Annotated in this window: 20 protein-coding genes; 9 read left to right on the top strand and 11 right to left on the bottom strand. The window is 60.7% G+C overall.

What is annotated here, in order from left to right:
* Positions 1 to 23: 23 nt before the first annotated feature.
* Positions 24 to 1370 (bottom strand): MATE family efflux transporter, encoded by a 1347-nt coding sequence (locus QEH57_RS17110; protein WP_309007988.1) that lies wholly within the window; start codon positions 1368 to 1370, stop codon positions 24 to 26.
* Between the two features lie 101 nt (positions 1371 to 1471).
* The gene (locus QEH57_RS17115; protein ID WP_309007989.1) at positions 1472 to 1786 is read right to left on the bottom strand and encodes an STAS domain-containing protein; all 315 of its coding nucleotides are present in this window, start codon (positions 1784 to 1786) and stop codon (positions 1472 to 1474) included.
* A gap of 125 nt (positions 1787 to 1911) precedes the next feature.
* Between QEH57_RS17115 and udk the strand changes: the two genes are divergently transcribed.
* The 4 genes from udk to QEH57_RS17135 are packed head-to-tail and all read left to right on the top strand — an operon-like array spanning position 1912 to position 6195.
* The gene (gene udk, locus QEH57_RS17120; protein WP_309007990.1) at positions 1912 to 2550 is read left to right on the top strand and encodes a uridine kinase; all 639 of its coding nucleotides are present in this window, start codon (positions 1912 to 1914) and stop codon (positions 2548 to 2550) included.
* Complete coding sequence (locus QEH57_RS17125; RefSeq protein ID WP_309007991.1) at positions 2528 to 3265, top strand: sugar transferase; 738 nt, start codon at positions 2528 to 2530, stop codon at positions 3263 to 3265. Before udk ends, QEH57_RS17125 begins: the two co-directional genes overlap by 23 nt.
* An 18-nt stretch (positions 3266 to 3283) precedes the next feature.
* On the top strand, positions 3284 to 4465 hold the full coding sequence (locus tag QEH57_RS17130; protein ID WP_309007992.1) for a hypothetical protein: 1182 nt from the start codon (positions 3284 to 3286) through the stop codon (positions 4463 to 4465).
* Positions 4462 to 6195 (top strand): SpoIIE family protein phosphatase, encoded by a 1734-nt coding sequence (locus QEH57_RS17135; RefSeq protein ID WP_309007993.1) that lies wholly within the window; start codon positions 4462 to 4464, stop codon positions 6193 to 6195. Before QEH57_RS17130 ends, QEH57_RS17135 begins: the two co-directional genes overlap by 4 nt.
* Before the next feature lie 15 nt (positions 6196 to 6210).
* On the opposite strand, the gene QEH57_RS17140 is transcribed toward QEH57_RS17135, so the two are convergent.
* The 7 genes from QEH57_RS17140 to QEH57_RS17170 form a co-directional block, all read right to left on the bottom strand.
* On the bottom strand, positions 6211 to 6861 hold the full coding sequence (locus QEH57_RS17140) for a hypothetical protein (protein WP_309007994.1): 651 nt from the start codon (positions 6859 to 6861) through the stop codon (positions 6211 to 6213).
* Between the two features lie 101 nt (positions 6862 to 6962).
* Positions 6963 to 7250 carry a YhbY family RNA-binding protein gene (locus QEH57_RS17145; protein ID WP_309007995.1) on the bottom strand — a complete coding sequence of 96 codons (288 nt, stop codon included), beginning with the start codon at positions 7248 to 7250 and terminating at the stop codon, positions 6963 to 6965.
* Positions 7251 to 7281: 31 nt separating this feature from the next.
* Positions 7282 to 8973: an ATP-binding protein gene (locus QEH57_RS17150; protein WP_309007996.1), complete on the bottom strand. Its 1692-nt coding sequence runs from the start codon at positions 8971 to 8973 to the stop codon at positions 7282 to 7284.
* 168 nt (positions 8974 to 9141) lie between these two features.
* A complete protein-coding gene (locus QEH57_RS17155) occupies positions 9142 to 9432 on the bottom strand; it encodes a hypothetical protein (protein WP_309007997.1) in 291 nt (96 codons plus the stop codon).
* A gap of 75 nt (positions 9433 to 9507) precedes the next feature.
* Positions 9508 to 10431, bottom strand: coding sequence for a hypothetical protein (locus QEH57_RS17160; protein ID WP_309007998.1), 924 nt, complete (start codon positions 10429 to 10431; stop codon positions 9508 to 9510).
* 572 nt (positions 10432 to 11003) lie between these two features.
* Positions 11004 to 11912 (bottom strand): thiamine pyrophosphate-dependent enzyme, encoded by a 909-nt coding sequence (locus QEH57_RS17165; RefSeq protein WP_309007999.1) that lies wholly within the window; start codon positions 11910 to 11912, stop codon positions 11004 to 11006.
* Entirely contained in the window at positions 11909 to 13735 is a 1827-nt protein-coding gene (locus QEH57_RS17170) for a 2-oxoacid:acceptor oxidoreductase subunit alpha (RefSeq protein WP_309008000.1), read from the bottom strand. The genes QEH57_RS17165 and QEH57_RS17170 overlap by 4 nt, the downstream gene beginning before the upstream one ends.
* A 466-nt stretch (positions 13736 to 14201) precedes the next feature.
* Between QEH57_RS17170 and QEH57_RS17175 the strand changes: the two genes are divergently transcribed.
* Entirely contained in the window at positions 14202 to 15995 is a 1794-nt protein-coding gene (locus QEH57_RS17175) for an ATP-binding protein (protein WP_309008001.1), read from the top strand.
* Position 15996: 1 nt separating this feature from the next.
* Here QEH57_RS17175 and QEH57_RS17180 read toward each other — a convergent pair whose 3' ends face one another.
* Positions 15997 to 17346: an MFS transporter gene (locus tag QEH57_RS17180; protein ID WP_309008002.1), complete on the bottom strand. Its 1350-nt coding sequence runs from the start codon at positions 17344 to 17346 to the stop codon at positions 15997 to 15999.
* A 105-nt stretch (positions 17347 to 17451) separates the two neighbouring features.
* Between QEH57_RS17180 and QEH57_RS17185 the strand changes: the two genes are divergently transcribed.
* From QEH57_RS17185 to QEH57_RS17200, 4 genes are all read left to right on the top strand, one after another.
* Positions 17452 to 18726 (top strand): permease, encoded by a 1275-nt coding sequence (locus QEH57_RS17185; RefSeq protein ID WP_309008003.1) that lies wholly within the window; start codon positions 17452 to 17454, stop codon positions 18724 to 18726.
* A 14-nt stretch (positions 18727 to 18740) separates the two neighbouring features.
* Positions 18741 to 19163, top strand: coding sequence for a hypothetical protein (locus QEH57_RS17190; protein ID WP_309008004.1), 423 nt, complete (start codon positions 18741 to 18743; stop codon positions 19161 to 19163).
* Between the two features lie 75 nt (positions 19164 to 19238).
* Positions 19239 to 23369, top strand: a complete 4131-nt coding sequence (gene hrpA, locus QEH57_RS17195) for an ATP-dependent RNA helicase HrpA (RefSeq protein ID WP_309008026.1) — start codon at positions 19239 to 19241, stop codon at positions 23367 to 23369.
* Between the two features lie 35 nt (positions 23370 to 23404).
* Positions 23405 to 24595, top strand: a complete 1191-nt coding sequence (locus QEH57_RS17200) for an AI-2E family transporter (protein WP_309008005.1) — start codon at positions 23405 to 23407, stop codon at positions 24593 to 24595.
* A gap of 104 nt (positions 24596 to 24699) precedes the next feature.
* Here QEH57_RS17200 and QEH57_RS17205 read toward each other — a convergent pair whose 3' ends face one another.
* Complete coding sequence (locus QEH57_RS17205) at positions 24700 to 25248, bottom strand: hypothetical protein (protein WP_309008006.1); 549 nt, start codon at positions 25246 to 25248, stop codon at positions 24700 to 24702.
* Positions 25249 to 25293 lie beyond the last annotated feature (45 nt).

Raw genomic sequence — 25293 nt, forward strand, 5'->3', positions numbered from 1 at the left:
GGGACATTACCTCACCCGTCCCTTCAGCGAGCTTCGCGAAACCGAAAACGCAGGCGCCCCCACAGCAAGACCGCCGCCAAAAGCAGCCCCAGGGCCAGTCCCGACCAAACCCCGACCGCGTCGTACCCGAGGACGAAACCGAACACGTAGCCCGCCGGCAAAGCCACCACCCAATAGGTCCCGAAGGTTATCCACATCGGAATCGTCACGTCGGACATTCCACGCAAGGCCCCGAGACAGGCCACCTGAGCCCCGTCGAAGATCTGAAACAAGCCAACCACCACGAAAATGGCCGCCGCCGCCGCGATCACCGTCTCGCTGTCGACGAACTGCCGGGCCAGCCACTCGCCGCCTACCAAGAAAACCGCCGCCGAACCGATGGTTTGCAGCAGGGTGAACCAAAACGTCGTCGCGTAGATCCGCTGCATCCCCACCCAATCGCCGCCGCCCATCGCCGCGCCGACGCGAATCCCGCAGGCAATCGACACCCCCAGCGGAATCATGAACGACATCGCCGCGCAAGACATCGCGATCTGGTGAGCCGCCAGCGCTTCCTTGCCGAGCCAGCCCACCATGATACCCGCTCCCGCAAAAGCTCCTACCTCGAACAGATGCTGGGCGCCCATCGGCAAGCCCAGCTTAAGCATCCCGCGAAACTCCGGCCACTCGTAGCCGCTCAGCCAGCGCCGCGGCAGCAAGCCCTCAAAACGCTTCGCCCTCAAAGTCAGGGCAAACATCACCGCCGCCACCAGGCAGCGCGAGATCAAGGTCGCCCAACCAGCTCCCAGCAAGCCCAACTCCGGAAAGCCGAGCGCCCCAAAGATCAGCAACCAATTCAGCAGCACGTTCAAACCAATGCCGCCCAACAATACCACCATAGGAGCCTGCGACCAACCCAAGCCTTCCCAAACGCTCTTCATGCAATGATAGAAAAGCGCCGGCAACAAGGACAGGACGACCAGCCAATAATAGCCCCGTGCCGCTTCCACCACCACGCTCTCCTGGCCGTAGCGATCCAAGAAAAGCGCGTTCGCCCCCAGCAAGCCCATCGCGACGAGCGAAACCACCACCGTCATGGCCAAGCCGTGGCGGATATGCCGTCCTACCTGCCTCCGATCGCCCGCTCCCTTAGACTGGGAAACCAAAACCGTCACGGACGCCAACACTCCCATCAAGGCGACCAAGGGGATGACGAAAATATTGTTCACGAAAGCCGCCGCTCCCAACGGAGCCACGCCTACCTGCCCGATCATCAAGGTGTCCACCACCCCGATCAGGATCTGGCCCAGATTCCCTAGCACGATCGGCCCCGCCAGCCAAAGCGTAGCCTTCAGTTCCGAAGCCCAATTCCCTTTCGTATCGCCCCCCATAAAAACAAGGGCGTACAGCTAGCCCGCCGCTTCAGACCGAGCAACGCTAAACAACGCAGCGCCCAAAACTCAGCCTACGGCGTATCCAAAAAGCGGAACGCCTAGCTCGCGATCTCGAAGATTCGATGCAAGCGCAAGAGCTCGATCACCGACTGTACCGGCGCCTTCACATTCTTGAGACGCACGCTAGCGGTGCCCTGAGGCAAACGCTTGTATACTCCCAGCAAGGCGCCTACGCCCGAGCTGTCGATAAAGTCTACCTTCGAGAAGTCCAGCTCGACAGCCACGACGCCATCGCTCCAAAGGGAGTCGACCTCCTTCTTGAAATCGCGGGAGGAAGCGGCGTCCAAACGGGCCACCCCAACTTCAGCGCGAAGCGTTCCTTCTACAGTTTGTCCTTCAAGTACGATACTCATTTTAGCGGGAATGTTGGAAATAGGAATGTGTCGATAATCAGGAACGCAGAGGCTCCTCCCCTATAGAACGACGCCGCGCCCCAGCTCTTGAGCTCACCCTAAAAATTCGCCTATCATCACCCTACATGCGAAAACCCACTCTTCTCGGCATCACCGGCGGCAGCGGCTCCGGAAAAAGCTGGCTCGCCAAGCACCTCCAAGAACAGCTCGGCAGCCACCAGCTCGTAGCCATCCAACAAGATTGGTACTACCGCGACCTCAGCCACCTGCCCGCCGACGAAGCAGCCAAGACCGACTTCGACGACCCCGCCGCCTTAGAGCTCGACCTGCTCGAATCCCAGCTGCAACAGCTCTCCCAAGGCCACCCCGTCGACGCTCCCCAATACGACTTCTCCACCTTCTCCCGCAAAACGCAGCCCCACCCCATCCAGCCCCGCCCCGTCATCCTCGTCGAGGGACTCTTCGTCCTGCACCGACAGAGCCTCGCCCGCCGCCTCGACCTCAGCGTCTACGTCGACACCCCCAGCGACCTTCGGCTCCTGCGACGCATCCGCCGCGACCTCAGCGAACGGGGCTACCAGCTCGAGCGAATCCTCGATTTCTGGGAGCACGACCAAATCCCAAGTTTTACCAAATTCGTACAACCCCAGCGCGAACGCGCCTCACTAATATGGGACTCATTGCAAGATACTGCTTTGGTACCTGCGCTTCTGGCCGATCTAAAGAATCGAATATCCAGATATGCAGACCAACCCACAACTTGAAGACGAAGAACTCGTCGACTACTGGTCGAAGGCTGGGACTCCTGTCGGAAAGGCACGTCTCAACTTTCGCGTAAAATCCAAACGCCTCGTCTGGGCCATGGTGCTGGGCTTCTCCCTCGGCCTCAAGCGCGTCATCGACATCGTCGCCTCCGCTTGCGCCTTGCTCGCGCTCTCTCCCGTCTACGCCCTCACCGCCTTCCTCATCAAGCTGGAAGACCGCGGTCCCATCTTCTTCAAGCAAGAGCGCGTCGGCTACCGCGGCACCCGCTTCTACATGTGGAAGTTCCGCTCCATGTGCGTCAACGCCGACCAAATCAAAGACCAGCTGCTCGCCCAAAACGAGCACGGCAGCGACACCGTCACCTTCAAGATGAAGCACGACCCACGCATCACCCGCGTCGGCCGCTTCATCCGCAAGTACTCCGTAGACGAGCTCCCCCAGTTCTGGAACGTCTTCTGCGGCGAAATGTCCATCGTCGGCCCCCGCCCCTGCGTCCCGCGCGAAGTCGTCATGTACACCGTCGAAGACCGCGCCCGCCTCCTCGCCAAGCCCGGCCTCACCTGCTTCTGGCAAGTCGCCGGCCGCGCCGATATCGACTTCGCCGGCCAAGTCCGCCTCGACGTGGAATACATCCGCTCCGAAAGCGTCTGGCTCGACATCAAGCTCCTCTTCAAAACCGTTCCCGCCGTCCTGCTCGGCAAGGGAGCCTACTAATCCCACCTCAGGCCCCACATGAAAAAGACCTGGCACCTCCTCCTTCCCGACTGGAGTTCCTACGACACCCTCTGGCAATCGGAACGCCCCTTCGCCCTCTGGCCCATCGGCAACCAACCGCTCATCTCCTACTGGATGGACGAAGCCGTAAACCAGGAGATCGACGAAATCACCCTCTACACCGCGGACCGTCCCAACGAGCTGCGCAACTACCTCGACGACGGAAACTTCTGGTCGCGCCCCGTCCACGTCATGCCCATCCGCTCAGACGAAGACGCGCCCGAAGACGCCACGCCCGTAGTCGGGCTCCCTCGCGCCAACCGGCTCCCCGAGCCCATCGAAGGCGAAGCCGGACTGCTTCAGCAATGGCTCCGCCTCAACCGCGAGTGGCTCGACAACCTGCAAGACCACACTCTCAAGATCGAAGTCAAGCACCCCGCCGGTGGCTGGGTAGGCCCTCACGTACGCATCCACCCCACCGCTAAGCTCGTCGCGCCTTTCTGGATTCAAGGAAAATGCGAAGTCGGAGCCGGCGCCCAGGTCGGTCCCTACGCCTGCATCGGCGAAAACGCCATCGTCGACGAAAACGCCAGCGTGCAACGCTCCATCGTGCTCCCCGGCACCATGGTCGGCTGCAACACTTCCCTTGAGAACGTCGCCGTAGAAGGCGGCCTGCTGCTCGACAGCAAGCGCGGCTGCCGCGTCGCCATTACCGATTCCTTCATCCTTTCCAACATCAGCGAAAAGCTCTCCAGCCCCAGCATCCTGGAACGCTTGCTCGCCCTCGCCCTCTTCTGCCTCGTCTCGCCCGTCGCCGCCCTCAGCCGCATCGACTGGAGCGAACTGGAAGCCCACGACGGCCGCGGCGGCGCCCTGCGACTCAAGACCGGTAGCCAAGGCCGCCTCATCGTACGCCGCTGGCACTGGCTCAAGGAAGTCGTCAAAGGCCGCATGCGCCTCGTCGGCATCCTGCCACGCCCCGTAGACTGGACCTCCGAAGCGGCCGACCTCGACGTTGCCCGCCGCCTCGCCAAGACCACCCCTGGCGTCATCGCCCTCTCCGACGTGCACGACAGCCATAGCCCTCAAGACCCCACTGAGTGGATACACGCCTCCTATCAAGCGCTTTGCGACGACAAGAGCATCGGCAAACTCATCCGCTCCAAAATCTGGAGACTCGTCTTCAAGCCTATCCAATGAGTTCCAAGTCCATAGCGTATCACGAAACGGGATACTGCGAATTTCCCGCCGCCCTCGAACGAGTCGCGGAAGTCTCCGCCTTGCTCAAAGCCTTCTGCCAACGCAACTGCCTAGACGAAACGCTCTGGCCCCAACTCGACCTCGCCATTTGCGAATGCCTCAACAACGCCGTCGAGCACGGCTGCCAGGAGGACGAATCCCTCGTCGTTAAAGTCAAATGGACCTGGATCGACGAAAAGCTCATCGTCGAAGTCGAAGACCCCGGCCCCTATTTCGACCCCGTGAACGACGCCAGCCTCCCGGAAGATCCGACCTCCGAGTCCGGCCGCGGCTACTTCATCATCCAATCCATAGCCGAATCCTTCTCCGCCGAAAAGACAGACTACGGACATAAGGTCACCCTCCGCTTCGCCACCCACGCGGCATCCGACATCCTCGTGAAAACCGAGGAAATGTTCTCCATGCTGCAGAACCTTTCCAATGACCTCAACCTCGCCTACGCCGAGAGAGACATCATCGCCGGACTCGCCCACGACCTCACCCACTGCCCCGCGATCGAAACGTTCATCGAAAAGAGCGTACAACGCCTGCGCGGATTCGTGGATCTGACCCAAGCAAACGTCTGGACCCTCGAGAGCGACGGCAGCCTAGAAAACGCGTACCACGAAAGCGGCGATCAATTGGAAATCCGCGAAGCCGTGATCTCCCGCGATCAAGCCTGCGCCTGCACCACTGTCATCGCCTCGGAGAAGGAGCTCTGCGTAGAACACTGCAGCCACCTCGACGAGACAGATCCCTTGTACGAAAAATCTGGATGCGCCATCGTGCTGCCCATTCTCTACCAACGGGATTGCCTCGGCACCATTGCCCTGCATGCCGCCGAGCACAGTACAAAGGTTCTCTTCGAAACAACGCTCCCCCTCGCCCGCACTTTCGCCCAATTTCTCGGACTGGCCTACACCAGCGTCAAAACCTTCCGTCATCGGGAAGAGCACGAACGTTCACAAACCCAGCTTCAGGTCGCTGCGGAAATCCAGCAATCGCTCCTTCCCTCGTCGTATCCAAGCAACCAATACTGCCGCTCCACTGGCCGCTGCGTCGCAGCCATGGCCGTCGGCGGAGACTACGTGGACGCCATCGAGATTCGCGACGCGGGCTTGCTCATCGTGATCGCAGACGTAATGGGCAAAGGCGTTCCCGCCGCCCTGCTGGCGACTATTTTCCGCACCGCCATCCGCTCCCGCCTCAATCTCGCCGAAACGCCGGGCTGGTTGCTAGCCAAGATCAACAAGCAGATCTACGACGAGCTGGGCCACCTCAACATGTTCATCACCGCCCAAGCTGCCTTCCTCTCCTACGAAAAGAAGGTGCTAAAGCTCGCCAGCGCCGGACACTGCCCCGCCATTCTCCTCGATTCGAAAACAAACGAAACCGAACTGCTCGAAGCCGACGGCATGCCGCTAGGCATCGACCCCAGCGACTTGTACGAAGAAAACCTGATCCAACTTTCGGATACATCAAAGGTACTCTTCATAACCGACGGATTCTACGAAGCGGAAAATCCCAAGGGCGATATGCTCGGCATGGATCGGCTCGTCAAAGCCATCCCCAAGATTTGGGAGGACGGGCTCGAATCCGTCCCCAACAAGGCCTTCGGCATCGTGTCCGAATTTGCAAAGGGTCGCTCCGCTACCGACGACCAGACCATGATGGCCCTGGAAATCCTCTAGCCGGGAAAAAGGCCGCTACCGCAAAGGGCGCTCGGACTGCAGACGGCTCGCCGTCCGCGACACGTCGATTCCCAAGCCGTCATGAGCCAAAAATTCCGGATCCAAGGTTTCCAGCAAGACCGATACAAAGCGCTTGGCCTCCTCCTCCGAAAACACGGAGCCGGTGAACGGCAGCTGCAGCAATCCGGCGCGGATCCGACGTTCCCGTTGCGCCAAGCCGTGCATCAGACGGTAGCAAGCATAGTTGGCCAGAGCCGTGCCTGCCGAGTGCGAGGGAATCGCCATGAACTGCGACGCCGTCAACTTGCTCGCGAGCTCCCGGTAGGGCAAGGTCGTCCAGTAGCCGGGATCGCCCGCGGATTCGATGACCTTCCCACGCGGCCGCCGCCCGATCGCGTCTTTCTGCGAAACATCCGTTTCGTTAATGGCAATCCGCTCGATCGAGATGGAATCGCTCACTCTTTCTGAAAAAAGCACGATCGCGTCCCACGGCTGGTCGAGCAGCGCGTCGAGCGGCTTGAAGCAGTCGTCCCACCGAGCAGGCAAAGACAAAGACTCGACCCTATGGTGTTCGCGGTCGACCGCCGCTAAACTCGCAACACATTGACAAGCAAGCGACTGCGCAGAAGCGTCGATCGATTCGAGTCCAGCCAACAGTAAATTCATAGCTCAAAACGGTAGCGGATAACCACCTAGGGTCAAAGCTGCTCCCGCAATTATTAACGAATTTACTTCCACGCCTGCTCGGAATTTTCGGCCCTACGGACCTATTCGGCCTCCACCGCTTCCGGCATCTTGCGGTAAAAGCTTCGCTTCTTTCCCACGCCGCCTACGCATTGGCATTCAGCCAAACGCTCGACCTCCAAACACAGGGCCTCGATCTCGGAGCGCTCCGCCTTGAAGGCGATCTTGATGAGCTCCTCCCTCTCGAAAGCCTTGCGGAGCTCCACCACTACAGGCTCAGCCAAGCCGTTCTTCCCCACATGCAATGCGGGCTTCAAACGCTGAGCGTAGCCACGAAGCTCTGACTTTTCCTTGCTGCTAAGCAAATTCATGCAGCTCTCTTGGGAAGGTCCGCCTCGAATGTCAATCGAGAGATAGCTCCGCTCGAGCTCGGTTCAGGCTCTCCTCCAAGCGCTCCAGGGTCAAGGGCTTGGAAAGGTAATCGTTCATCCCGGACTGGATGCAGCGCTCCTTGTCGCCCTGCAAGGCATGGGCCGTCACCGCAATGATATAGGCGCCGGAACTCTCGTCCCCCGCCTCCCCTTCGCGGATCATGCGCGTCGTCTCCATCCCGTTGATCGGAGCCATGCGCACGTCCATCAACACGATGTGGAACTCGCCGCTCTTCATCTTCTTCAGGGCGTCGACCCCGTTGGTAACCGTTTCCGCCTTGTATCCAAGGTGTTGCGACAGCTTGGAGGTGATGAGCAAATTGTTCGGGTTGTCGTCCACTACCAGCAACCGAAGCGGGGCATTCTCCTTCAAGGCTCCTGTGGCAGTTTTTTCAGAAGATTTCATTAGATCCTTTTCCTCTACATTCGCCCTGGAGTTCAAAGGGCGAACACCAGGATTTTTGCGCGGTAGGTGTATTTCTAAGGTAAATACGCTGCCCTTATCAAGCTCAGTTCTCTCAATCCAAATATCCCCGCGCATCGCCTCGCACAGCCGCTTGCAAATCGCTAGCCCCAACCCCGTGCCTTCCTGCCCCCTCTCGCCCCTGCCATGGGCCTGCGCAAAGGGGCAAAACAGGGATCGAATCCGCTCGGGAGCGATCCCGATCCCGGTATCCTCAATGCGAACCCGTAGGCACAAATGCCCTGCGTATTCGCTCGTAGTGGTTGACGCCGTAAGCGAAATTTCCCCTGCGCGCGTAAATTTGTAGGCGTTGCCGAGCAGGTTGATCAGGATCTGCTTCACCCGCGTCTCGTCCCCGACCAAAAGCTCGGCGCTCACCCGCTGGCAATCGACCTTGAAGTCGATGGCATGGTTTCGCGTCTTTGCCCCCATGATGGCCTGCACCTCCAGGAAAATCGACGACAAGTCCAAGTCCTCGCACTCGAGCTCCAGATGACCGGAGTCCACCTTCGAATAATCGAGAACCTGGCCGATCAAATCGATCAGCAGCTTCCCGCTGTGCGTAATGGCATCCACGTATTCGGACTGCTCTCGCGTGAGCCGAGTGTTCGAAAGCAAATCGCAAAAACCGATCACCGCATTCATTGGGGTCCGGATCTCGTGCGACATGTTCGCCAGGAAATCCGTCTTGGCCTGGCTCTCCGTCTTCCCGTACTCGATTTCGGCCTTCGCCGCTTGCAAAGCCGTTTCCAACTCCCGGTTCGCCTTGGCGATATCGTGGAACATGTCCCGCATCTCCGCCAACTTCGAAACCGTGGCGTCGATTCCATCCGTAGCAGGCGCCCCTTTTTGGCAAACCCGCAGCGAGCCGACCACCACCGATTCCACGACGGTGCCGCCTTCCGAAAATTCCGGCATGAAAACCACCGTGCGATCCGCCAAGTCGAAACCTCGCATGCGCAGGTTCAAAACGCTCGCCGACCCGCGCAAGGCCAAGACCCACCCATTGAAGAAGCCCTCGCTGTCATCCGCCGTCAGCTTGAAGAAGTCGCTCGCCTGGCGAGCGCTTGCCAACAAACCCGTCGCCGCCCAGCGCTCCCGCAAAATCCCGGAACAGGACAGGAGGCGCCCGTTGACGTTGAACCGGATCCAGTCCTCGTAAAGTTGTTCAAGGTGTAGCTCTGGGGTAAGTGAGCGCATGTTCGTCTAGTAGAATGAAAAGTGAAACGAGAGACGAGAACTATGCACGCAACCTCGACGCCTAACAAATCCTAGCTCGCAAAGAGGTCAACTTTACCACGATATTTATAAAAGTACTTAAGGGTCGAATCCGCCTCCGCCGCCCCGTCGCTTCTTTCCTGCAAAACCTTACGTGGGCTTGCTAGGTTTTACCGCCGCCCACATCCGCAGGAGGTACTCGGAAAGGTTGAGCATGCTCAGCTTGCCCATGCCGCCGCCGACCACGCTCGCGAAATCCGCTTCGTGTCGCGAACGCTCCTCGAAGTACTCCCAAAGCTCGGCATTCAAGATCAAGGCCGCCGTTTCGCGACGCCGATTCGTCTCCGCCACTTCCACCACGCGATCGAACCAAAACCGACGCTCCTCCGGCAAGGACTCGATGTAGTCGAAAAGCAGTTGCTCGTATCGGTTTAGGCTCATTGCCCCTACCCGTGCCAAGGCCCTACGCCGCTGGCAACTTTTTTATCCAGACCGGTATCCACGCCCCAAATACAGTTACCGCAAAGTACGCTCGCTCAAACCGTTCACCGCTCGCATGTCGCTGACGAACTGCCGGGTAAAGCTGATGAGCTGCACCGCATCCTCGTCGGAGAGGTAGAGCCGCTTGAAGTCGAAGCGAAGCAGCTTTCCCCGCACCAGGGCATAAGTCATGGTTTGGATCATAGGCTGGCGCAGCTCCTCCCGGTTGGTCTGGAAGACGAACTCCGAAACCGCGAAATAGGTAACCATGTCAGGCTCGTCGATGGCGCGAAACCAGTAGCCGTTCTGGAACTCCTTCACGCTCTCGTCGTTCCCCTTCTTGAAGGCAATGTAGTCCTCGAACTCCCAAAAGTCCTCCCGATCCAGCCGCTGGCGGCGCTCGGCAAGGATCCGCTCCTTGACCTCCTCCTTCACCGGCTCGAAGGCCTCGGACGTCATCGAGGTAAACGCATGCTCCTGCGGCACCCAAATCAAGCCGTAGTTGTTCACGTACTTGGAACGGGTAGCCCGCACGAAATCCTGGTTCGTGATCGGCAGCACCAGCAATTCCCCCGGCAATCCGCCCTGGGCCTGGGCCCGATAGAAATCCGAAGACGGCTTCACCCCTTCCCAACCATAGTAAGCAGGCACCCGCAGCTTCAAGGCGCCCGCCCGGATGGTCCATTCATCGAAATAGGCCACCCCGTGCCGGTAGATCGGATCGATCGCTCCCATAGTGGAACGCCGCCGCAAGCGCGTCCCTTGCGTTTGCACCCTCTCGTTCACGCCCCGTTTCTCCGCGTCCTGGGCCACGCGAGCCAAGGCCGCTTCCGAAGCGGCCGCCATGGGGTCCTCCTCCGCCTCCTGGCCTCCCAAGCCCGGCAAACAAGCGACCGCCAAGCCGCTCAGGCCCCAAAGGCGCCCCCAACGTTTCCATTCCCTAAAAAGATCCCTTATCACGCGACAGCTATCAGACGGTGCGAGCCGCCCCCTTGTCAATGCGCAGATGCGACAGCCCAGCCGCATGCCCAGCGGGGAAGCCGCAACCAACCCCAAACGCTTCCCCTTCGCCCGCCAAATTCCGCCCCGCCCCTTCATCCTAAGGGCTTCCCGTAGCCGCGAGCGAGGGCCAAAAAAACTTGTCCCCCAGCGCCAGTTCCCAATGCTTCGTCCCATGTAAAAAAGCTGTAAGCGAGTTGTTCCAACGACTTTCAGCGACACATTTCCAGGACAGTTAGTTCCTATTTTCCTATAGTTGATGTTAGTGGCCGGTCCGGGAGGACCGGCCTACTTCGTTTCTGGAAGCCAGAAGTGTCAAAAACTGGGTAATTCCCCAAAAAGCAGCGCTTTTGATATTAGGATTATCCCCGTTCGCGCCGAATAAGTAGGCACAGGCAAAAAGCCGCCGATCGCCGCCCGCGATCGAAGAAAGACTTTAGACTCTTAGTTGGTTGGTTAACTACAAAAGGCGCTCGAACGAAAGTTCGGGCGCCCTTTTTGTATCCAAAAAACAGTGGTCCTGCTTCCGTAGGCTAACGCATGCTGGCAAAGGTCTTGGCAAGCAGTTCCTTGTCGGACTTATGCCCCACCTTCTGGCGCGTGGCCTCCACCAAATCCTTCTCGAGCTTGTTCTTGGTCGGCTGCTGCGTCTCGTAGTAGACGCCGAACTTCCCCGGCCACGGTTCCTCCGCCAAAGCGAGAGCCGCCGCCATGTCCGACACGTCGTGGACCTCCTCGTCGATCGTCTCGAAGGCTCCGCCCTTGCGCGGGTTTCCAGCGTCGAAGGCGCCCTTGTAGAACTCGACGCACTCGCTCAGCACCTCGATCACCGAAAAGCCGTCGTGCAGAGCCGCCCGCTCGTACATTTCCATCATGTGCTTGATCTGCGTCGCATGCGTGCGCGCCACGAAGGTCGCCCCGCTCGAGAGCAGCTTGCGCATCGGGTTGGTGGGTCGATCGAAGACGCCCCAAGGATCCGTCTTCGACTTGAAGCCCTGCGGCGAAGTCGGAGAGGTCTGCTTCTTGGTCAGCCCGTAGACGAAGTTGTCCATGATCACGTAGGTCAGGCGAAAGTTCTTGCGGCCCGCGTGGTCGAGGTGGTTCCCGCCGATCGAAAAGCCGTCGCCGTCGCCCCCAAACACGAAAACGTGCAAGTCGTCCCGCCCCAGGCTTACGCCCGAAGCGAACGGCAAGGAGCGCCCATGGATGAAATGGCCGCCGTGCGTATTTACGAAGTAAGGAAACCGCGACGAACAGCCGATCCCTGCCAGGGTCACGATGTTTTGCTGAGGCAGGTCGAGCTTCTCCAAGGTTTTGTAGTAGGCAGCCAAAACCGCGAAGTCTCCGCAACCGGGACACCACGTCGGGTGATCCGCTTGCAGGCCTTTTTTGGTCAGGACGCCGCGTTCGGCTTTTACAGGGGTAGGTGTTGCAGTGCTCATGCTTGGACGGGGGCTTGAAGGGTTGCGGCGGGGCTCGGGCAAATGGCTTCGATGCCCTGCCGGATCTCCTTGATCTTGAAGGTCAGGCCATCGGTTTTGTTAAGGCTGCGAATCGCAGGGTTGCAGTAGCGAGCCCGCAGCAAGGTGGCGAGCTGCCCGTATCCATAAAGTCCCTCGTCGTTCATCTCCACCACCAGGATATGTTCGTAGCGGGAAAAGATTTCGCCGAGGTCGTTCGGCAGAGGGTTGATGTAGCGGATCTGCAAATGGCCGATCTTGCGACCGCAGTCCCGCTCGCGAATCACCGTCTCGCGAATCGGCCCCCAGGTCGAACCCCAGCCCACTACCAGCACCTCTCCCTCCCTGTCTCCAAAAACCTGAGACGGGGGAAGCTCCGCCGCGATCTGCTGGATCTTGGAGCGACGCTTCTTCATCATCTTCGCATGCATCTGCGGATTCGCGGAAGGATGTCCGGCCTCGTCGTGCTCGAGACCCGTCACCTGCGGAAAGACGCCGCCTTCCACCCAGGTACCAGGCGGAGCGTGACGCGTGATCCGCTCCAGGTCGTAAGGCTTAAAATCCGCCGGGCGATCCTCCGTATCCAGACTCGGCTCGATCATCAAGGCATCGAGATCCGGCTCGTCAAAGGCCTCGATCCGCGATGCCAAAGACATGTCAGACAAAACGAATACAGGTACGCTAAACTTGCGGGCAAGCTGGCAAGCCTCCCGGGCGATGTAAAAACAGTCTTCCACGTTCTCCGCAGCCAACACCACCCGCGGGCAATCCCCGTGGCTGCCGTGGATCGCTTGCAGCAGGTCGCTCTGCTCCACGTTCGTCGGTAAGCCAGTGCTCGGCCCGCCGCGCTGGATGTTCACCACCACCAGCGGAATCTCCGCCATCGTCGCCCAACCGAGCGCTTCCATCTTCAACGAGATGCCCGGACCGGAACTGCCCGTCACCGCCAGGCGGCCAGCGTAGGAAAAGCCGATCGCCATCGACACCGCTGCCAGCTCGTCCTCGGCCTGCACGAAAACCCCGCCGTATCGCGGCAACTGCTGGCGCAGCATTTCCATGATGGTAGACCAAGGCGTAATCGGATAGCCGGCTCCATGACGCACGCCGCCGGCAATCAACCCCAGCGTCAAGGCCGTGTTGCCGTCCATCGTTACCTGCGGCGGCCCCTCGCTCTCCTCCTCGCTCTGGAACGAGAAGTAGCGATCCAACACGTTGTCGATCGGATACGAAAAGCCCGCGTCGAAGGCTAGGTTCACGTTGCGGAGCACATCCTCCGCCTTGCCGCCAAAGCGCTCCTTGAAAATCTCCCGCAGCTTCCCCACGTCGAGCTTGAAGATCCGCGACAGCAGGCCAAGGGCGAACAGGTTCTTCCCCTTCTCGCGGCTCGAGCCGCCCAAAGCCTCAACCGTCAAAGCCGAAATCGGCACCCCTACCCGCACGAAGCGATGGTCGTCCTCCTCCAGCTTCACGTGGTCGGAATCGTAGAGCAACACCCCGCCCTCCTTCAAGAAACCGATATGGTCCTCGTAGCTGTGCTGGTAGAAGGCCAGGAGAAAGTCCGCCTCGTCTCCCGCCGAGAGCACCTCTCCCGTGCCCATGCGAACCTGGAAAATCGACGGCCCGCCCGAAATCGTGGCCGGGATCGTCATGTAGGTCATGACTTCTTGGGCACTCCTGCCGGCGAGCCGGGCCAGAAATCCACCGATTGATTGAATGCCGTCTTGCGAGTTGCCCGCCAGACGAATGACTGCATCGCGAATCAACTCCTCGCGCGCAGGGATTGGGTTAGCTGAATTGTGGGGCATTTACGAGATGCAGAACTAACGCCGCCGCCTCCCAATAGTCAATCCGATGACGCTCAAAAGCGCGACGATTCTTAGGCCCTCCTCCCCCCGAAACCACCCGTCCGCACAATTGCACAAAATCGCCGCCAGCAAAACGACCGAAGAAAACGGATACACGCACCGCATTACGCGCTAAAAAGTACGCCGTTTCCGCAGAAGGTTGTTGACCTTAGGGCTGTAAACAACTTGTGAATAACTTTACCGTTTCCCCTCTAGAAAAGGGGACGGCTGCTAATTCACATTCGCGAGTGCCCTGTCGCGTCCCTCCACAACCTTCATCCTCTCCGCGCCGAGCCTCTTCGCTCGAAATTTCCAGTACCAAACCGCTTCAACATCCGTCCTCGAAATCCAACAAAATTCCCTCACTAGGCACCCACGCCAGACGCGCCTCTCCCCTGCCCCCACGCAGCGGTAAGAGCGCAACTTAATGCCGCAAATCGAAAGCCAGCATCCAGGTCAATTAAGCGATCCCCCAAGTCCCGAGGCAGATTCCCCCTCGGAGACCCTCTTCCTTCTCTCCATCTGCCGGGACGAGGACGATGCGGCCGCCCTGAGAGCTGACCTCAAACGCTCCGGACTCCGCCCCTACAAGATCCAGCGCTGCGTCCACCTCGACGACGCGATCCACCTTCTGCAGGTCTGCGGCTTCGACCTCGCCTTCGTCCGACTGGACGACTTCCAGGATCCCCACGCCGCCGTCCGGCTCATCCGCCAAAACGATCCCGAGCTCGCCCTCGTCTCCCTGACCTCGAACCGGCTGCTCAACTCCGAAGGCTTCCAGATGCCTGCAGGTATCGATGGCAACTGCCGGCTCGAAGACCTCTCCCCCACCCTCGTCTCCAGCCTCGTATCCAGCATCCTCGAACAAAAACGAGAACGCCAGGAACGCCTGAGGCTCCGCCAGGAACTCAGCTTCGCCCTCGAAATCGGCGAACTCGGAACCTGGTCCCTCGACATCGAAACAGGACGCATCGCCCTGAGCGAACAAGCGAGCCTCGCCCTAGAAACCAGCTCCCCCCAGCAGATCCCCTTCCTGGACGACCTGCTGGAAACAGCGTATCCAAGCGACCAGGACAGCCTCAAGCGACAGTTCGACCTCTCCATCGAAACCCAAGGCGACCTGGAAGCCAGCTTCCGGCTCAATCGCGACGGCCAGCCCGGCCCCAAGCTGAAAATTTCAGCCATCTACCGGCCCGGATGTCCCCGGACCAACCCCAGCCTCAAAGGATTCATCAAACGCGACGCCCAGTCCTCCGAAGAAATCCAATCCCGCATCGAGGCCGCCAACGAAGCCATTCGCAAAGCCCTCACCTTGCGCGACGACGCGATCGCTACCGCCCGGGAAGAACTCGAGGCCCTGATGCAAAAGATTGGGGCCCCCGCTCCCACCGCGCCAGCTTCCCCTGCGGCTCAGGCTCCCCAGCCGGTCGAGCCCCCCCCGCTCCCTCAAACGCCTTCCGCAGTCGAAGCGAGCCGCTCCGACTCCGCCGGCCCAGAGCCCCTCGCGCAAGAGATCTCCCTCCCGGAGTCCGCATCCAACGCCCCCTCCGAGACCGAGCCTCGCGAAACTCACTCGCCAACGCAGCGCCCCGAGCTGGGCCCCCGCCCAGCCCCCGCGTCCGCCCCGCCTTCCACCGAAGAGGAAAGCCAAACCCTCGGCATCGACAAGTCCCTTGCCCTGCAGCAAGTGCTCAAGTCCATCACCCGCCAAAAGCAGGACGAGACGAGCAGCGCCTTCCCCTTCGACTTCTCCACCGAAACCATTTCCAACTACACCGAGCCCAATCCCCACAACGACGGCTTCATCGGGGCCGCCAAACGGCTGATCGATATCACCCAAAACGGCCACGACATCGCCGTCACCCTCAGCGTCGACAACGACGGAGCCATCGAGAGCGAGCGCGAGCGCGACCTGCTCTTCGAAATTCTCAAGGAGCTGCTCACCAACGTCGTCAAACACGCCCGCGCCACCGAGTGCATCATCGCCCTCTTCCGCGACGAAGACGACTGGGTCCTCCAAGTCGAGGACGACGGCGTCGGGCTCGAGAACAATCTCGTATCCATTTCCACCCCGCTCAACAAGATCGGCCTCTTCCGCATCCGCACCAAGCTCGCCCTCAAAGGCGGACAGCTGGACCTCACCCCCACCTTCCCAAAAGGCCTCATCGCCCGCGCCCGACTCCCCGTCACGCTCGTGAACCGCGGAGCCGAACGAGCCTAGCCTAGCCTCGCGCAAGCTTCCGCTGCGGATTGTCCGCCCAATAGGAAGCCGCCGCCAAAACCGCCGCCAAAACCGCGGCTACCCCGTGCGCCCACGCATAGCTGCCCGCCCAGCTGCGAGCCAAGCTAAACGCCAAAGGCCCCACCGCGCTCCCGATCACGATCACGGAAACGAAAAAACCGCTGATCGCCCCGAGATGCTTCAGCCCGAAAAAGCGCGGCATGAAGACGCCGCTCAAGGCCCCGAAGCAGCCGCCGCTCACTCCAAAACCAAGCGCCAAGGCCACCGGCAATGCCCCGCCCTGCAAGCCCACCAAGGCAAACGCCGCCAAGGCGTTGCCGAGCGCCATAAAAGCCAGCAAGTACTTCAAGCGGCATCGATCGCTAACCCAGCCCACCACCAAGCTCACCACTGCATTCAAGAAGGCGATCGGCACGAACAGGTTCAACATTCCGCCTGCGTCCCTCCCCAAGTCGGTGGCCACGTCGATCACATGAAACGCGTATCCAGTAAAGTAGCACGACTGCAGGGCAAAGACCAAGCTGAACGCCCAAAACGAAAAGCTCCTCAAGGCTTCGCCCCGCGTGAACTCCTTCACCAGCTTGAACTCCGGATCCTCCGCCCGCTTCGCGTCGACCGGCTTGCCCGCATCCGCCTCCAATCCGCATTCGCCGGGATTGTCCCGGTACAGCAACCACGCCAGCCCGCAAAAGCCCGGAGCCAAAACCAAGGCCATCAGCCGCCAAGATTCCCGCCAACCGAAAGCTTCGATCATTTCGTTGAAGAGCTTCGGAGCCAAGGAGAAGCACACCGTCACCGCAATCCCGCCCACCGAAAAGATCTTTCCGCGATGAGCCACCCACCACTTCCCCACCATGTTGCGCGAGGTCATCATCACCAGCCCTTGCCCGAAGAAGCGGATCAAGAAAAAGCCGAGCACCAAGCTGCCCATCCGTATCCACAACTTCGATGCGTCGACTCCCGACACCGCCTCCACGCCCGTCGCGACCCCGTCCACCACGCTCATATAAAGGAGCGACAAAGCCAAAGCCGCGCTCGCCCCCACGATCATGCGCCTCGCCCCCAGCCGATCGAACAAGCGCCCCGCGTACGGCAACAAGAAACCGCTCGCCGCCGTCCCCACGAAATACGCCGCGCTCACGCTCAAGCGACTCAATCCCAACGCCTCGATCAACTTCTCGTTGAAGACGTTTACCCCGATCGTCTGGCCCGGCACGCTCGCCACCATCCCCAGCGTTCCCACCACCGCGACGATCCAGCCATAGTGCACCGGCTGCCGCCCCGGCTGGAACGGTACCCCCACCGCAAAAGCGTTCTCTCCCAACTTCACTCTCCCACCCATGAGCCCCTCCGGCCGCAAACTCCACCCCAATTCCCATAAAAAACATTTCGCCAAACGCCCCTCCCATTCGTAAAGCCACCTTACCGGAACGCTATGGAAATTCTCAGCAAAATCGCCACCCACACTTGGGCCATGATCGCCGAGATGGGAGTCTACCTCATCCTAGGGCTCGCCATATCCGTCCTGCTGCACCGCTTCCTCCGCCAAGCATGGGTCGAACGGCTCATGGGCAAGCGCAAGCTCAGCTCCGTGATCTGGGGCAGCGTCGTCGGCGTCCCTATGCCCCTCTGCTCCTGCGGCGTCATCCCCGTCACCATGAGCCTGCGCTCCAAAGGAGCCAGTCGCGGCGCCACCGTCTCCTTCCTCACCTCCACCCCGCAAACCGGAGTCGACTCCTTCCTCGCCACCTACGGCATGCTCGGCCCCGTCTTCGCAGTCTATAAGATAATCGTCGCCTTCCTCTCCGGCATTCTGGTCGGGCTCGCCACGGACCTCTTCGTCAAAGACCTTCCTTCCCCTGCTCCCCAAACGTCCATTCCGAAACCGGCCCCCATCGCCCAGCAACCCAACCTCAAGGAATCCTTCCGCTACGGCTTCTACACCATGCCAGGCGACCTCGCCTCCGCCCTCATCCTTGGCTTCGTCCTCGCCGGCCTCATCAGCGCCCTAGCCCCCGCCGACCTCCTCTCAAACATTCCCGGCGGAGCCCTCGCCGCCATCCTGCTCGCCACCCTCATCTCCGTCCCCTTCTACATCTGCTCCACCGGCTCCATCCCGCTCGCCCTCGCCCTCGTGCACAGCGGACTACCCATCAGCGCCGCCCTCGTCCTCCTCATCGCCGGCCCCGCCACTAACATCGCCACCATCACCACCATGCGAAAGGTCCTCGGCGGACGCAGCGCCTTCATCTACGTCGGCGGCGTTATCCTCACCACCTGGCTCGCCGCCGCCGTCTACCATTTCTTCCTCGATACCGGGACCCTCGGCACCCACGCCATGTCGCACGAGATGGATCTACCGCTTTGGAAGCACCTCGGCGGGGCGCTCCTCCTCCTGCTGCTAGTCTTCCCTCACCTCCATCAAAAGCTGCGATCGCCCCAAACCGTCCCAAGCTGCTGCGACGGCGACTGCCACTCTTCAGAAACAACGGATTCCACCATGAGCACCCTCACCCTCTCCATCCAAGGCATGAACTGCAGCCACTGCGAAAACTCCGTTCGCGACGGACTCAACAGCCTCCCCGGCATCGCGGTCCAATCCGTTGACAAAAACAGCTCCACTGCCACCGTCCAATCCGAATCCTTCGACGAAGCCGCAGTCCGCGAAAAGATAGCTTCCCTCGGCTTCGACTACCAAGGCACCAAGTAGCAGCCACTCACGCCATGCGCTACCTCGCCACCTTCCTTTGCCTCCTCGCGGTCCACGCGGCCCAGCTCCTCGCCACGCCCATCACCTCCCTCGACCAAGAGGAGAGCCAGCTGGCTGCCCACCTGCAAACGCCCGAAACCCTAGTCCTCACCGTCCGCAGTCCCTCCGACCTGGCCGAAGCGCAGCGACTGCTCACCCTCGCCGCCTCCCGCGAACTTCCCAGCCTCGTCCTCGTCGTCCTGCCCGACTCGCTCCCCGAAGCCATTGCCATCCGCCGGGCCGCTCGACGCTTCTTCACCTCAGACTTCAGCCGCCCCCGCACTCACTTCATCAAAGCCGAAGACCACCCGTATCCAGAATTCAAGGCCCTCCTGCTATCCCCCATCGAACCCGCCCCCCTTTTCGCTTCCCAAATCTTCCCAACTGAGCTCCCCTAATCCTGCCGACCTCCCAGCGACCGCTCGAACCTTTCCGTCACCATTCGCTCTTCACCCTCCACCATTCCTCTCCCCATCCAATACCCGCCGGAACTCCCCATTTCCCAGCGGCGAGACGAGATCGTATCCGCAATCCAAGCGCACCAGACCATCGTCCTCACCGGCGAAACTGGATCCGGAAAAACCACCCAAATCCCCAAGATGTGCCTCGACGCCGGACTCGGCAGCAAAGGACGCATCGCCTGCACCCAACCCCGCCGCGTTGCAGCCCTCTCCGTAGCCAAACGCGTCGCCGAAGAGCTCAAGGTCGACTTCGGAAAGGAAGTCGGCGCCAAAATCCGCTTCACCGACCAGACCTCCAAGCAGACTCGCGTCAAGTTCATGACGGACGGCATGCTGCTCACCGAGATCCATGGCGACCCGCTCATGCGAGACTACGAGGCCGTCATCATCGACGAAGCCCACGAGCGCTCCCTCAACATCGACTTCCTGCTCGGACACCTCAACCAGCTCCGGGCCCGCCGACCCGACCTTAAAATAATCATCACCTCGGCCACCATCGACACCGAGAAATTCTCCGCCGCCTTCGACCACGCTCCCATCATCGAAGTCTCCGGCCGCGTCTACCCCGTCGATATCATCTACACCCCCCTCGACGAACTGCTCGAAGACTCAGGCGACTTCACCTACATCGAAGGAATCGCCGAATCCGCAAAACGGATACAAGACGAATTCGGCTCTGGCGACATCCTCGCCTTCCTCCCCACCGAAAAGGACATCCGCGAAGCCATGGACCTGCTCGAGTCCCGCTTCAGCCGACGTATGGAAATCATCCCCTGCTTCGGTCGCCTCTCCAACGCCGACCAACAACGCATCTTCCAAAGCTCCCCCAAGCGAAAGCTCATCCTCGCGACCAACATCGCCGAGACCTCCCTCACCATCCCCGGCATCCGCTTCGTCATCGACACCGGCCTCGCCCGCATTTCCCGCTACAACCCCCGCGGCCGCACCAAACGCCTCCCCATCGCGAAGGTCTCCCAATCCTCCGCCAACCAACGCTCCGGCCGCTGCGGACGCGTCGCCGACGGCATCTGCATCCGACTGTATTCGGAAAAAGACTACCTCTCGCGCCCCGTCTACTCCATCCCGGAAATCCAACGTTCCAACCTCGCCGACGTCATCCTGCGCATGACCGCCTCCCACCTCGGAAACGTCGAAACCTTCCCCTTCATCGATCCCCCCGCCCCAGCCGCCATCACCGCTGGCTACCAGCTCCTCGAAGAACTCGGAGCCTTCAAAGGTCGGAGCGACCTCGGTCGCGCAACCCAACCCGATCAAAACACACCCCGCACTCTCACTCCCCTCGGCCAAAAGCTCTCCCGCCTCCCCGCCGACCCCACCGTGGGCCGCATGCTGCTCGAAGCCGAACGCCACGGCGTCACCCACGAAGTCCTCGTCATCGCCGCCGCCCTCTCCATCCAAGACCCGCGCGAGCGGCCCATGGACAAAGAAGCCGCCGCCCGCCAAGCCCACGCCCAGTTCGACCACCCCCAGTCCGACTTCCTCGCCCTCCTCAACATCTGGGAAGCCCTGCACGACAACTTCGAAAAGCTCTCCCAGTCCCGCCTCCGCAAGTTCTGCAAGCAAAACTTCCTCAACTACCTGCGCATCCGCGAGTGGCGCGACATCTACCAACAACTGGAACGCTCCCTCCCCAAACGCAAACGAGGGACCGACACCCCAGCTGCCCACCGCACAGGATCTCCCTCCTCCGAGCTCGACCGCGACAGCGCCCGCTACTACGCCATCCACGCCTGCCTGCTCACCGGCCTGCTCGCCAACGTAGGCCGGCGCGAAGAGACCAACCTCTACCTCTGCTCCGCCAACCGCAAGCCCCTCATCTTCCCAGGCTCCTCCCTCTTCATCCGGCAGCCCCGCGACAAAAAAACGGGCAAACGTAAAGACCCCGGTACCGAAAGCGGAAAGAAAAAGCGCAAAAGCCCTGAGTGGATCCTCTCCGCCGAAATCGTCGAAACGAACCGCCTCTACGCCCGCACCGTCGCCGCCATCGATCCCCGCTGGATCCTCGAAGTCGGCCGCCACATCGTCGCCCACTCCTACTCCGACCCAGAATTTCTCCCCGACCAAGGACGTGTCGTCGCCAGAGAATCGATACGCATCCACGGCCTCGAAATCCAAAACAAGCAGGTCAGCTACCTCAAGGTCGACCCCGCCAAAGCCACCGAGATCTTCATCCGGGAAGCCCTGCTCAACGAAGACTACGAAGCCCCCGCCAACTGGACCTTCCTCGAGCAAAACCGCCGCCTCATTTCCCGTATCCAAAACGCCCAGACAGTCATCTCCGTGGCCCATTGGATGGGAGTCGAAGAAGCCGCCTTCCAGTTCTACCAAAAACGCCTCAAAAACGTCGCCTCCAACGCCGACCTCAACCGCTACCTCAAGAACAAGGTAGGGCTCGACGGCCCGGCGAGCCGCAATGCAGGATCCCCCGAAACACTGCTCATGAGCGAGGTCGATCTCACCGCCTCCGAGGACGCAGCCATCGACCTTTCCCTCTTCCCCGAGACCGTGGAGCTAGGCAACTCCGCCCTCCCCATCGAATACCAGTACAAGCACGGCCACGAAAAAGACGGCGTCACCCTACGACTCCCCTACAGCAAAGCGAAATCCATCAACAACGTCCTTCTCGACTGGCTCATCCCCGGCCACCTCGAGCCCAAGATCCACGCCCTGCTCAAAGCCCTGCCCAAACACCTCCGGCAGCGCCTCATCCCGCTCGCCGAAACCGCCAAGACCATCGCCACCCAGATCCGCCCCACCGGCGACACCCTCATCGCCTCCCTGCAAAACCACCTCAAGGAAGCGTATTCACTCGAAACCTACGCCAGCGACTGGGACGAATCCGCCATCCCCGAACACCTCCGAGCCCGCATCGAGGTGCACGACAAAAAAGGCCAAACCATCGCCGAAGCCCGCGACGCCCAAAGCCTCCACCAAAAGCTCGAAGCCAAACAAGCCGAACTCAGCGCCACCCAAGCCAACGACACCAGCGCCCTCTGGAAAAAAGCCCGCGCCAAATACGAGCGCGAAATCACCTCCATCGCCGACCTGAGGCTAGGGCCAGATCGCAAGCCCGCGTCCGCCGACTCCAAAATCCAGATCGGCCAACCCAACGGCATCCCCCTCTACGCGTACCCCGCCCTCCGAAGCTCTTCGAGCGAAGGCGGGACTGCCCTCCGAAGCTCCTCGAGCGAAGGCGGGACCGCCCTCCGAAGCTCCTCGAGCGAAGGTGGGACTGCCCTCCGAAGCTCTTCATCCAACTCACCCTTCACCCTTCGCCTATCGCTCTTCCGCTCGCCCGAGGAGGCCAAAGCTTCCTCCGCCAGCGGCATCGCCGCCCTGCTCGAACACGAGCTCCGACGCGAACTGGCCTGGATCCGCACCGACCTCAAGGACGTGCAACGCGTCGGTCCCGCCGGCGTCGCCTTCCGACCCATTCCCGAGCTCAAGGAGGACGTCTACGAACACATCCGCCAAACGCTGCGTACCCACGAACTCGATACGCTCGATCCCGACATCCTACACGCCGCCCGCGAGAAGGCCCACGAAAAGTCAAAAGGCATTCTCTACAAAGTCGTCGACCAGCTAAAGCTCATCCTCGAAAAGCGCCAGAGCCTCATCGTGCAAACAGATATCGCCAAGCGCTACGCCGCCGATATCGACCGCCTCCTCCCGCCCGACTTCCTGCGCCACACCCCCAACCACATCCTGCCCCGCCTCCCCGTCTACCTCGACACCATCGCCCACCGCGCCAAAACCGCCGCCCAAAATCCCAGCCGCGACGCCCAACGCCAAAGCCAGCTCGACCACTACCGCCAACGCCTCGCCCAAGTCCCCCCTTCCGCCAGCTCCGCAGTCTCGAAGCTCCGCTGGATGATCGAAGAGTTTGCGATCTCCCTCTTCGCCCAACACCTCGGCACCGCCCACCCCATCTCCCCTAAAAAGCTAGACCAAGCCTTCGCGGAAGCCGGAGGAAACGCCCTCGCGACTCCCGCCCCGACCAAGCAAGCTCAAGACACTTCTCGGCTTAAAGGATCCAACCCAAGCTCGCAAAAAGCGAGAGAAGCGAAAACGGACCGCCCCACCCAAGCCGACCTCAACTCCCTCAAAAACCTTTTCCGCTAGACCAAAGCATTCACCCAACTCCACCCCCAAGACTTATGTCCGAAAACGAAAACGTCCCCGCCTCCAAACGCATCACCCCCTACCAGTGGCGCCTCATCGGCGTCGCGGCCGCCCTACTCAGCGTCACCGTCATCGCCTTCTTCCTGCTCGGCGTCTTCAACCTGCTCCGCTCCTTCGTGCAAACCTTCTCCGGCGTCCTCTGGCCGCTCGCCACGGCCGGCGTGCTCGCCCTCATCTTCCGGCCCGTGGTCGTTTTCCTGCAAAAACGGGCCCGCTTCAATCGCACCTGGTCCATCATCACCCTCTTCATCGCCGCAGCCCTCGCCCTCACCGGCGTGCTCCTGCTCGTCATCCCGGTACTGGTCGACCAAATCCTGCTTTTCATCGAATACCTGCCAGATATCGTGGGCCGTATCAGCTCCAGCCTAGCGGAGGCCTATCCGAAAGTCGTCGACTTCATCTCCTCCCGGCTCGGCGAGGAAAACCTAGCCCGTATCCAAGAATCCATTTCAAGCGGCATCACCAACCTCCTCCAGCACTCCGAACCTGCCCTCAACAACATCGTCGGCTTCGCCAGCAAAACCATCGCAATCGGAACCGGACTCGCCATCATCCCCGTCTACCTCTTCTTCATGCTCGAAAGCCGACGGAACCTCGGCAACGACCTGCGCAGCCAGCTCTCCTTCCTGCGCGAAGACTGGCGCGAGGACATCATCTTTCTCATCAACGAATTCATCGGCAGCGTCGTATCCTTCTTCCGGGGACAAATCGTTATCGCCTTCATCATGGGAGTCCTCCTAGCCATCGGATTCCTCCTCGTCGGACTCAAGTTCGCCATCATTCTAGGCCTGACCATCGGCTTCCTCAACGTCATCCCCTACCTCGGAAGCATCATCGGCCTCAGCATCGCCCTGCCGCTCGCCTACTTCCAGAAGGACGGCGGGGGCGTCAACCTCCTGATACTCGCCACCGTGGTGTTCGCCGTCGTGCAGGTCATCGAAGGCTACCTGCTAACGCCGCGCATCATGGGCCAGACCACCGGACTGCATCCCATGGTCATCATCATCGCGATCTTCTTCTGGGGCACCGCCCTCGACGGCATCCTCGGCATGATCCTCGCCATCCCGCTCACCGCCTTCTTCGTGGTCGCCTGGCGCCTCGCCAAACGCAAGTACCTCGACCAACTGCACAAGCGAGGCAGCGAAGCGAAACAAGCAAGCTCCTAATCGGCGCCCTCCCGCTCGGCGCCTACCGATCAAACAAAAAAAAGCGGAACGCTTTCGCGTTCCGCTCCAGATTAGCGACCTGGGATTCCTCCCATCCCGATCGCTTAAGATTCGATCGTCTGGCTCTTCAGCTTGCGAAGCGCGTCGCGAAACGCGTCTTCCGCGCTACCGGCGAACTGCTCGCCAACATCCCAGCCATTGACGACCATGATGCCGCTGCGCATGCCGTGGAAGGTTCCGAGATCCGTCTTTTCGCCGTCGGCGTTCCAATAGTCAGCCGCAACCGTGAACGAATACATTCCGGCCGCACCGCGACGCCAATCGATCACCTTCAACTCGATTCCCGCTTGGCCGGGCTCGCGACTCCTTCCGTTGTACTCGAACTCGTAGTCGCCGAGCCATTTCTCGCGACGAGCCGCATCGGCAAACGCCTGGCGCAACAGCTCCTCACGGATGTCCTCTGCTCGGAAACTGCCAGCCGCTTGAATGTCATCGACCCAAATCGTCACTTCCTTCCGGGCCTCGGACTTGTCCGCAACCGGCTTGGCGAAATTCGTCCCAACCATAGCAAGCAACAAGCCCATCAGACCTGCAAAACGAAGCGACTTCCCTAAGAAGTTAGCAATCTGTAGCTTATGGTCTTTCCTGTTCATTTTTTCTATCCTTCTGTTTACTTGTTCAAGGGTCGGAGGTTCCTC

Origin of the sequence: Pelagicoccus sp. SDUM812005, from assembly GCF_031127875.1 — a bacterium.
GTDB lineage: Bacteria > Verrucomicrobiota > Verrucomicrobiia > Opitutales > Opitutaceae > Pelagicoccus.

Excerpts from the sequence above, each read along its gene's own strand:
- QEH57_RS17175 (WP_309008001.1), top strand. The coding sequence starts at position 14,202 with ATGCCGCAAATCGAAAGCCAGCATCCAGGTCAATTAAGCGATCCCCCA.
- QEH57_RS17125 (WP_309007991.1), top strand. The coding sequence starts at position 2,528 with ATGCAGACCAACCCACAACTTGAAGACGAAGAACTCGTCGACTACTGG.
- QEH57_RS17155 (WP_309007997.1), bottom strand. The coding sequence starts at position 9,432 with ATGAGCCTAAACCGATACGAGCAACTGCTTTTCGACTACATCGAGTCC.
- QEH57_RS17205 (WP_309008006.1), bottom strand. The coding sequence starts at position 25,248 with ATGAACAGGAAAGACCATAAGCTACAGATTGCTAACTTCTTAGGGAAG.
- QEH57_RS17190 (WP_309008004.1), top strand. The coding sequence starts at position 18,741 with ATGCGCTACCTCGCCACCTTCCTTTGCCTCCTCGCGGTCCACGCGGCC.
- QEH57_RS17170 (WP_309008000.1), bottom strand. The coding sequence starts at position 13,735 with ATGCCCCACAATTCAGCTAACCCAATCCCTGCGCGCGAGGAGTTGATT.
- QEH57_RS17200 (WP_309008005.1), top strand. The coding sequence starts at position 23,405 with ATGTCCGAAAACGAAAACGTCCCCGCCTCCAAACGCATCACCCCCTAC.
- QEH57_RS17115 (WP_309007989.1), bottom strand. The coding sequence starts at position 1,786 with ATGAGTATCGTACTTGAAGGACAAACTGTAGAAGGAACGCTTCGCGCT.
- udk (WP_309007990.1), top strand. The coding sequence starts at position 1,912 with ATGCGAAAACCCACTCTTCTCGGCATCACCGGCGGCAGCGGCTCCGGA.
- QEH57_RS17185 (WP_309008003.1), top strand. The coding sequence starts at position 17,452 with ATGGAAATTCTCAGCAAAATCGCCACCCACACTTGGGCCATGATCGCC.
- QEH57_RS17135 (WP_309007993.1), top strand. The coding sequence starts at position 4,462 with ATGAGTTCCAAGTCCATAGCGTATCACGAAACGGGATACTGCGAATTT.
- QEH57_RS17130 (WP_309007992.1), top strand. The coding sequence starts at position 3,284 with ATGAAAAAGACCTGGCACCTCCTCCTTCCCGACTGGAGTTCCTACGAC.
- QEH57_RS17150 (WP_309007996.1), bottom strand. The coding sequence starts at position 8,973 with ATGCGCTCACTTACCCCAGAGCTACACCTTGAACAACTTTACGAGGAC.
- QEH57_RS17145 (WP_309007995.1), bottom strand. The coding sequence starts at position 7,250 with ATGAATTTGCTTAGCAGCAAGGAAAAGTCAGAGCTTCGTGGCTACGCT.
- QEH57_RS17140 (WP_309007994.1), bottom strand. The coding sequence starts at position 6,861 with ATGAATTTACTGTTGGCTGGACTCGAATCGATCGACGCTTCTGCGCAG.
- QEH57_RS17110 (WP_309007988.1), bottom strand. The coding sequence starts at position 1,370 with ATGGGGGGCGATACGAAAGGGAATTGGGCTTCGGAACTGAAGGCTACG.
- QEH57_RS17165 (WP_309007999.1), bottom strand. The coding sequence starts at position 11,912 with ATGAGCACTGCAACACCTACCCCTGTAAAAGCCGAACGCGGCGTCCTG.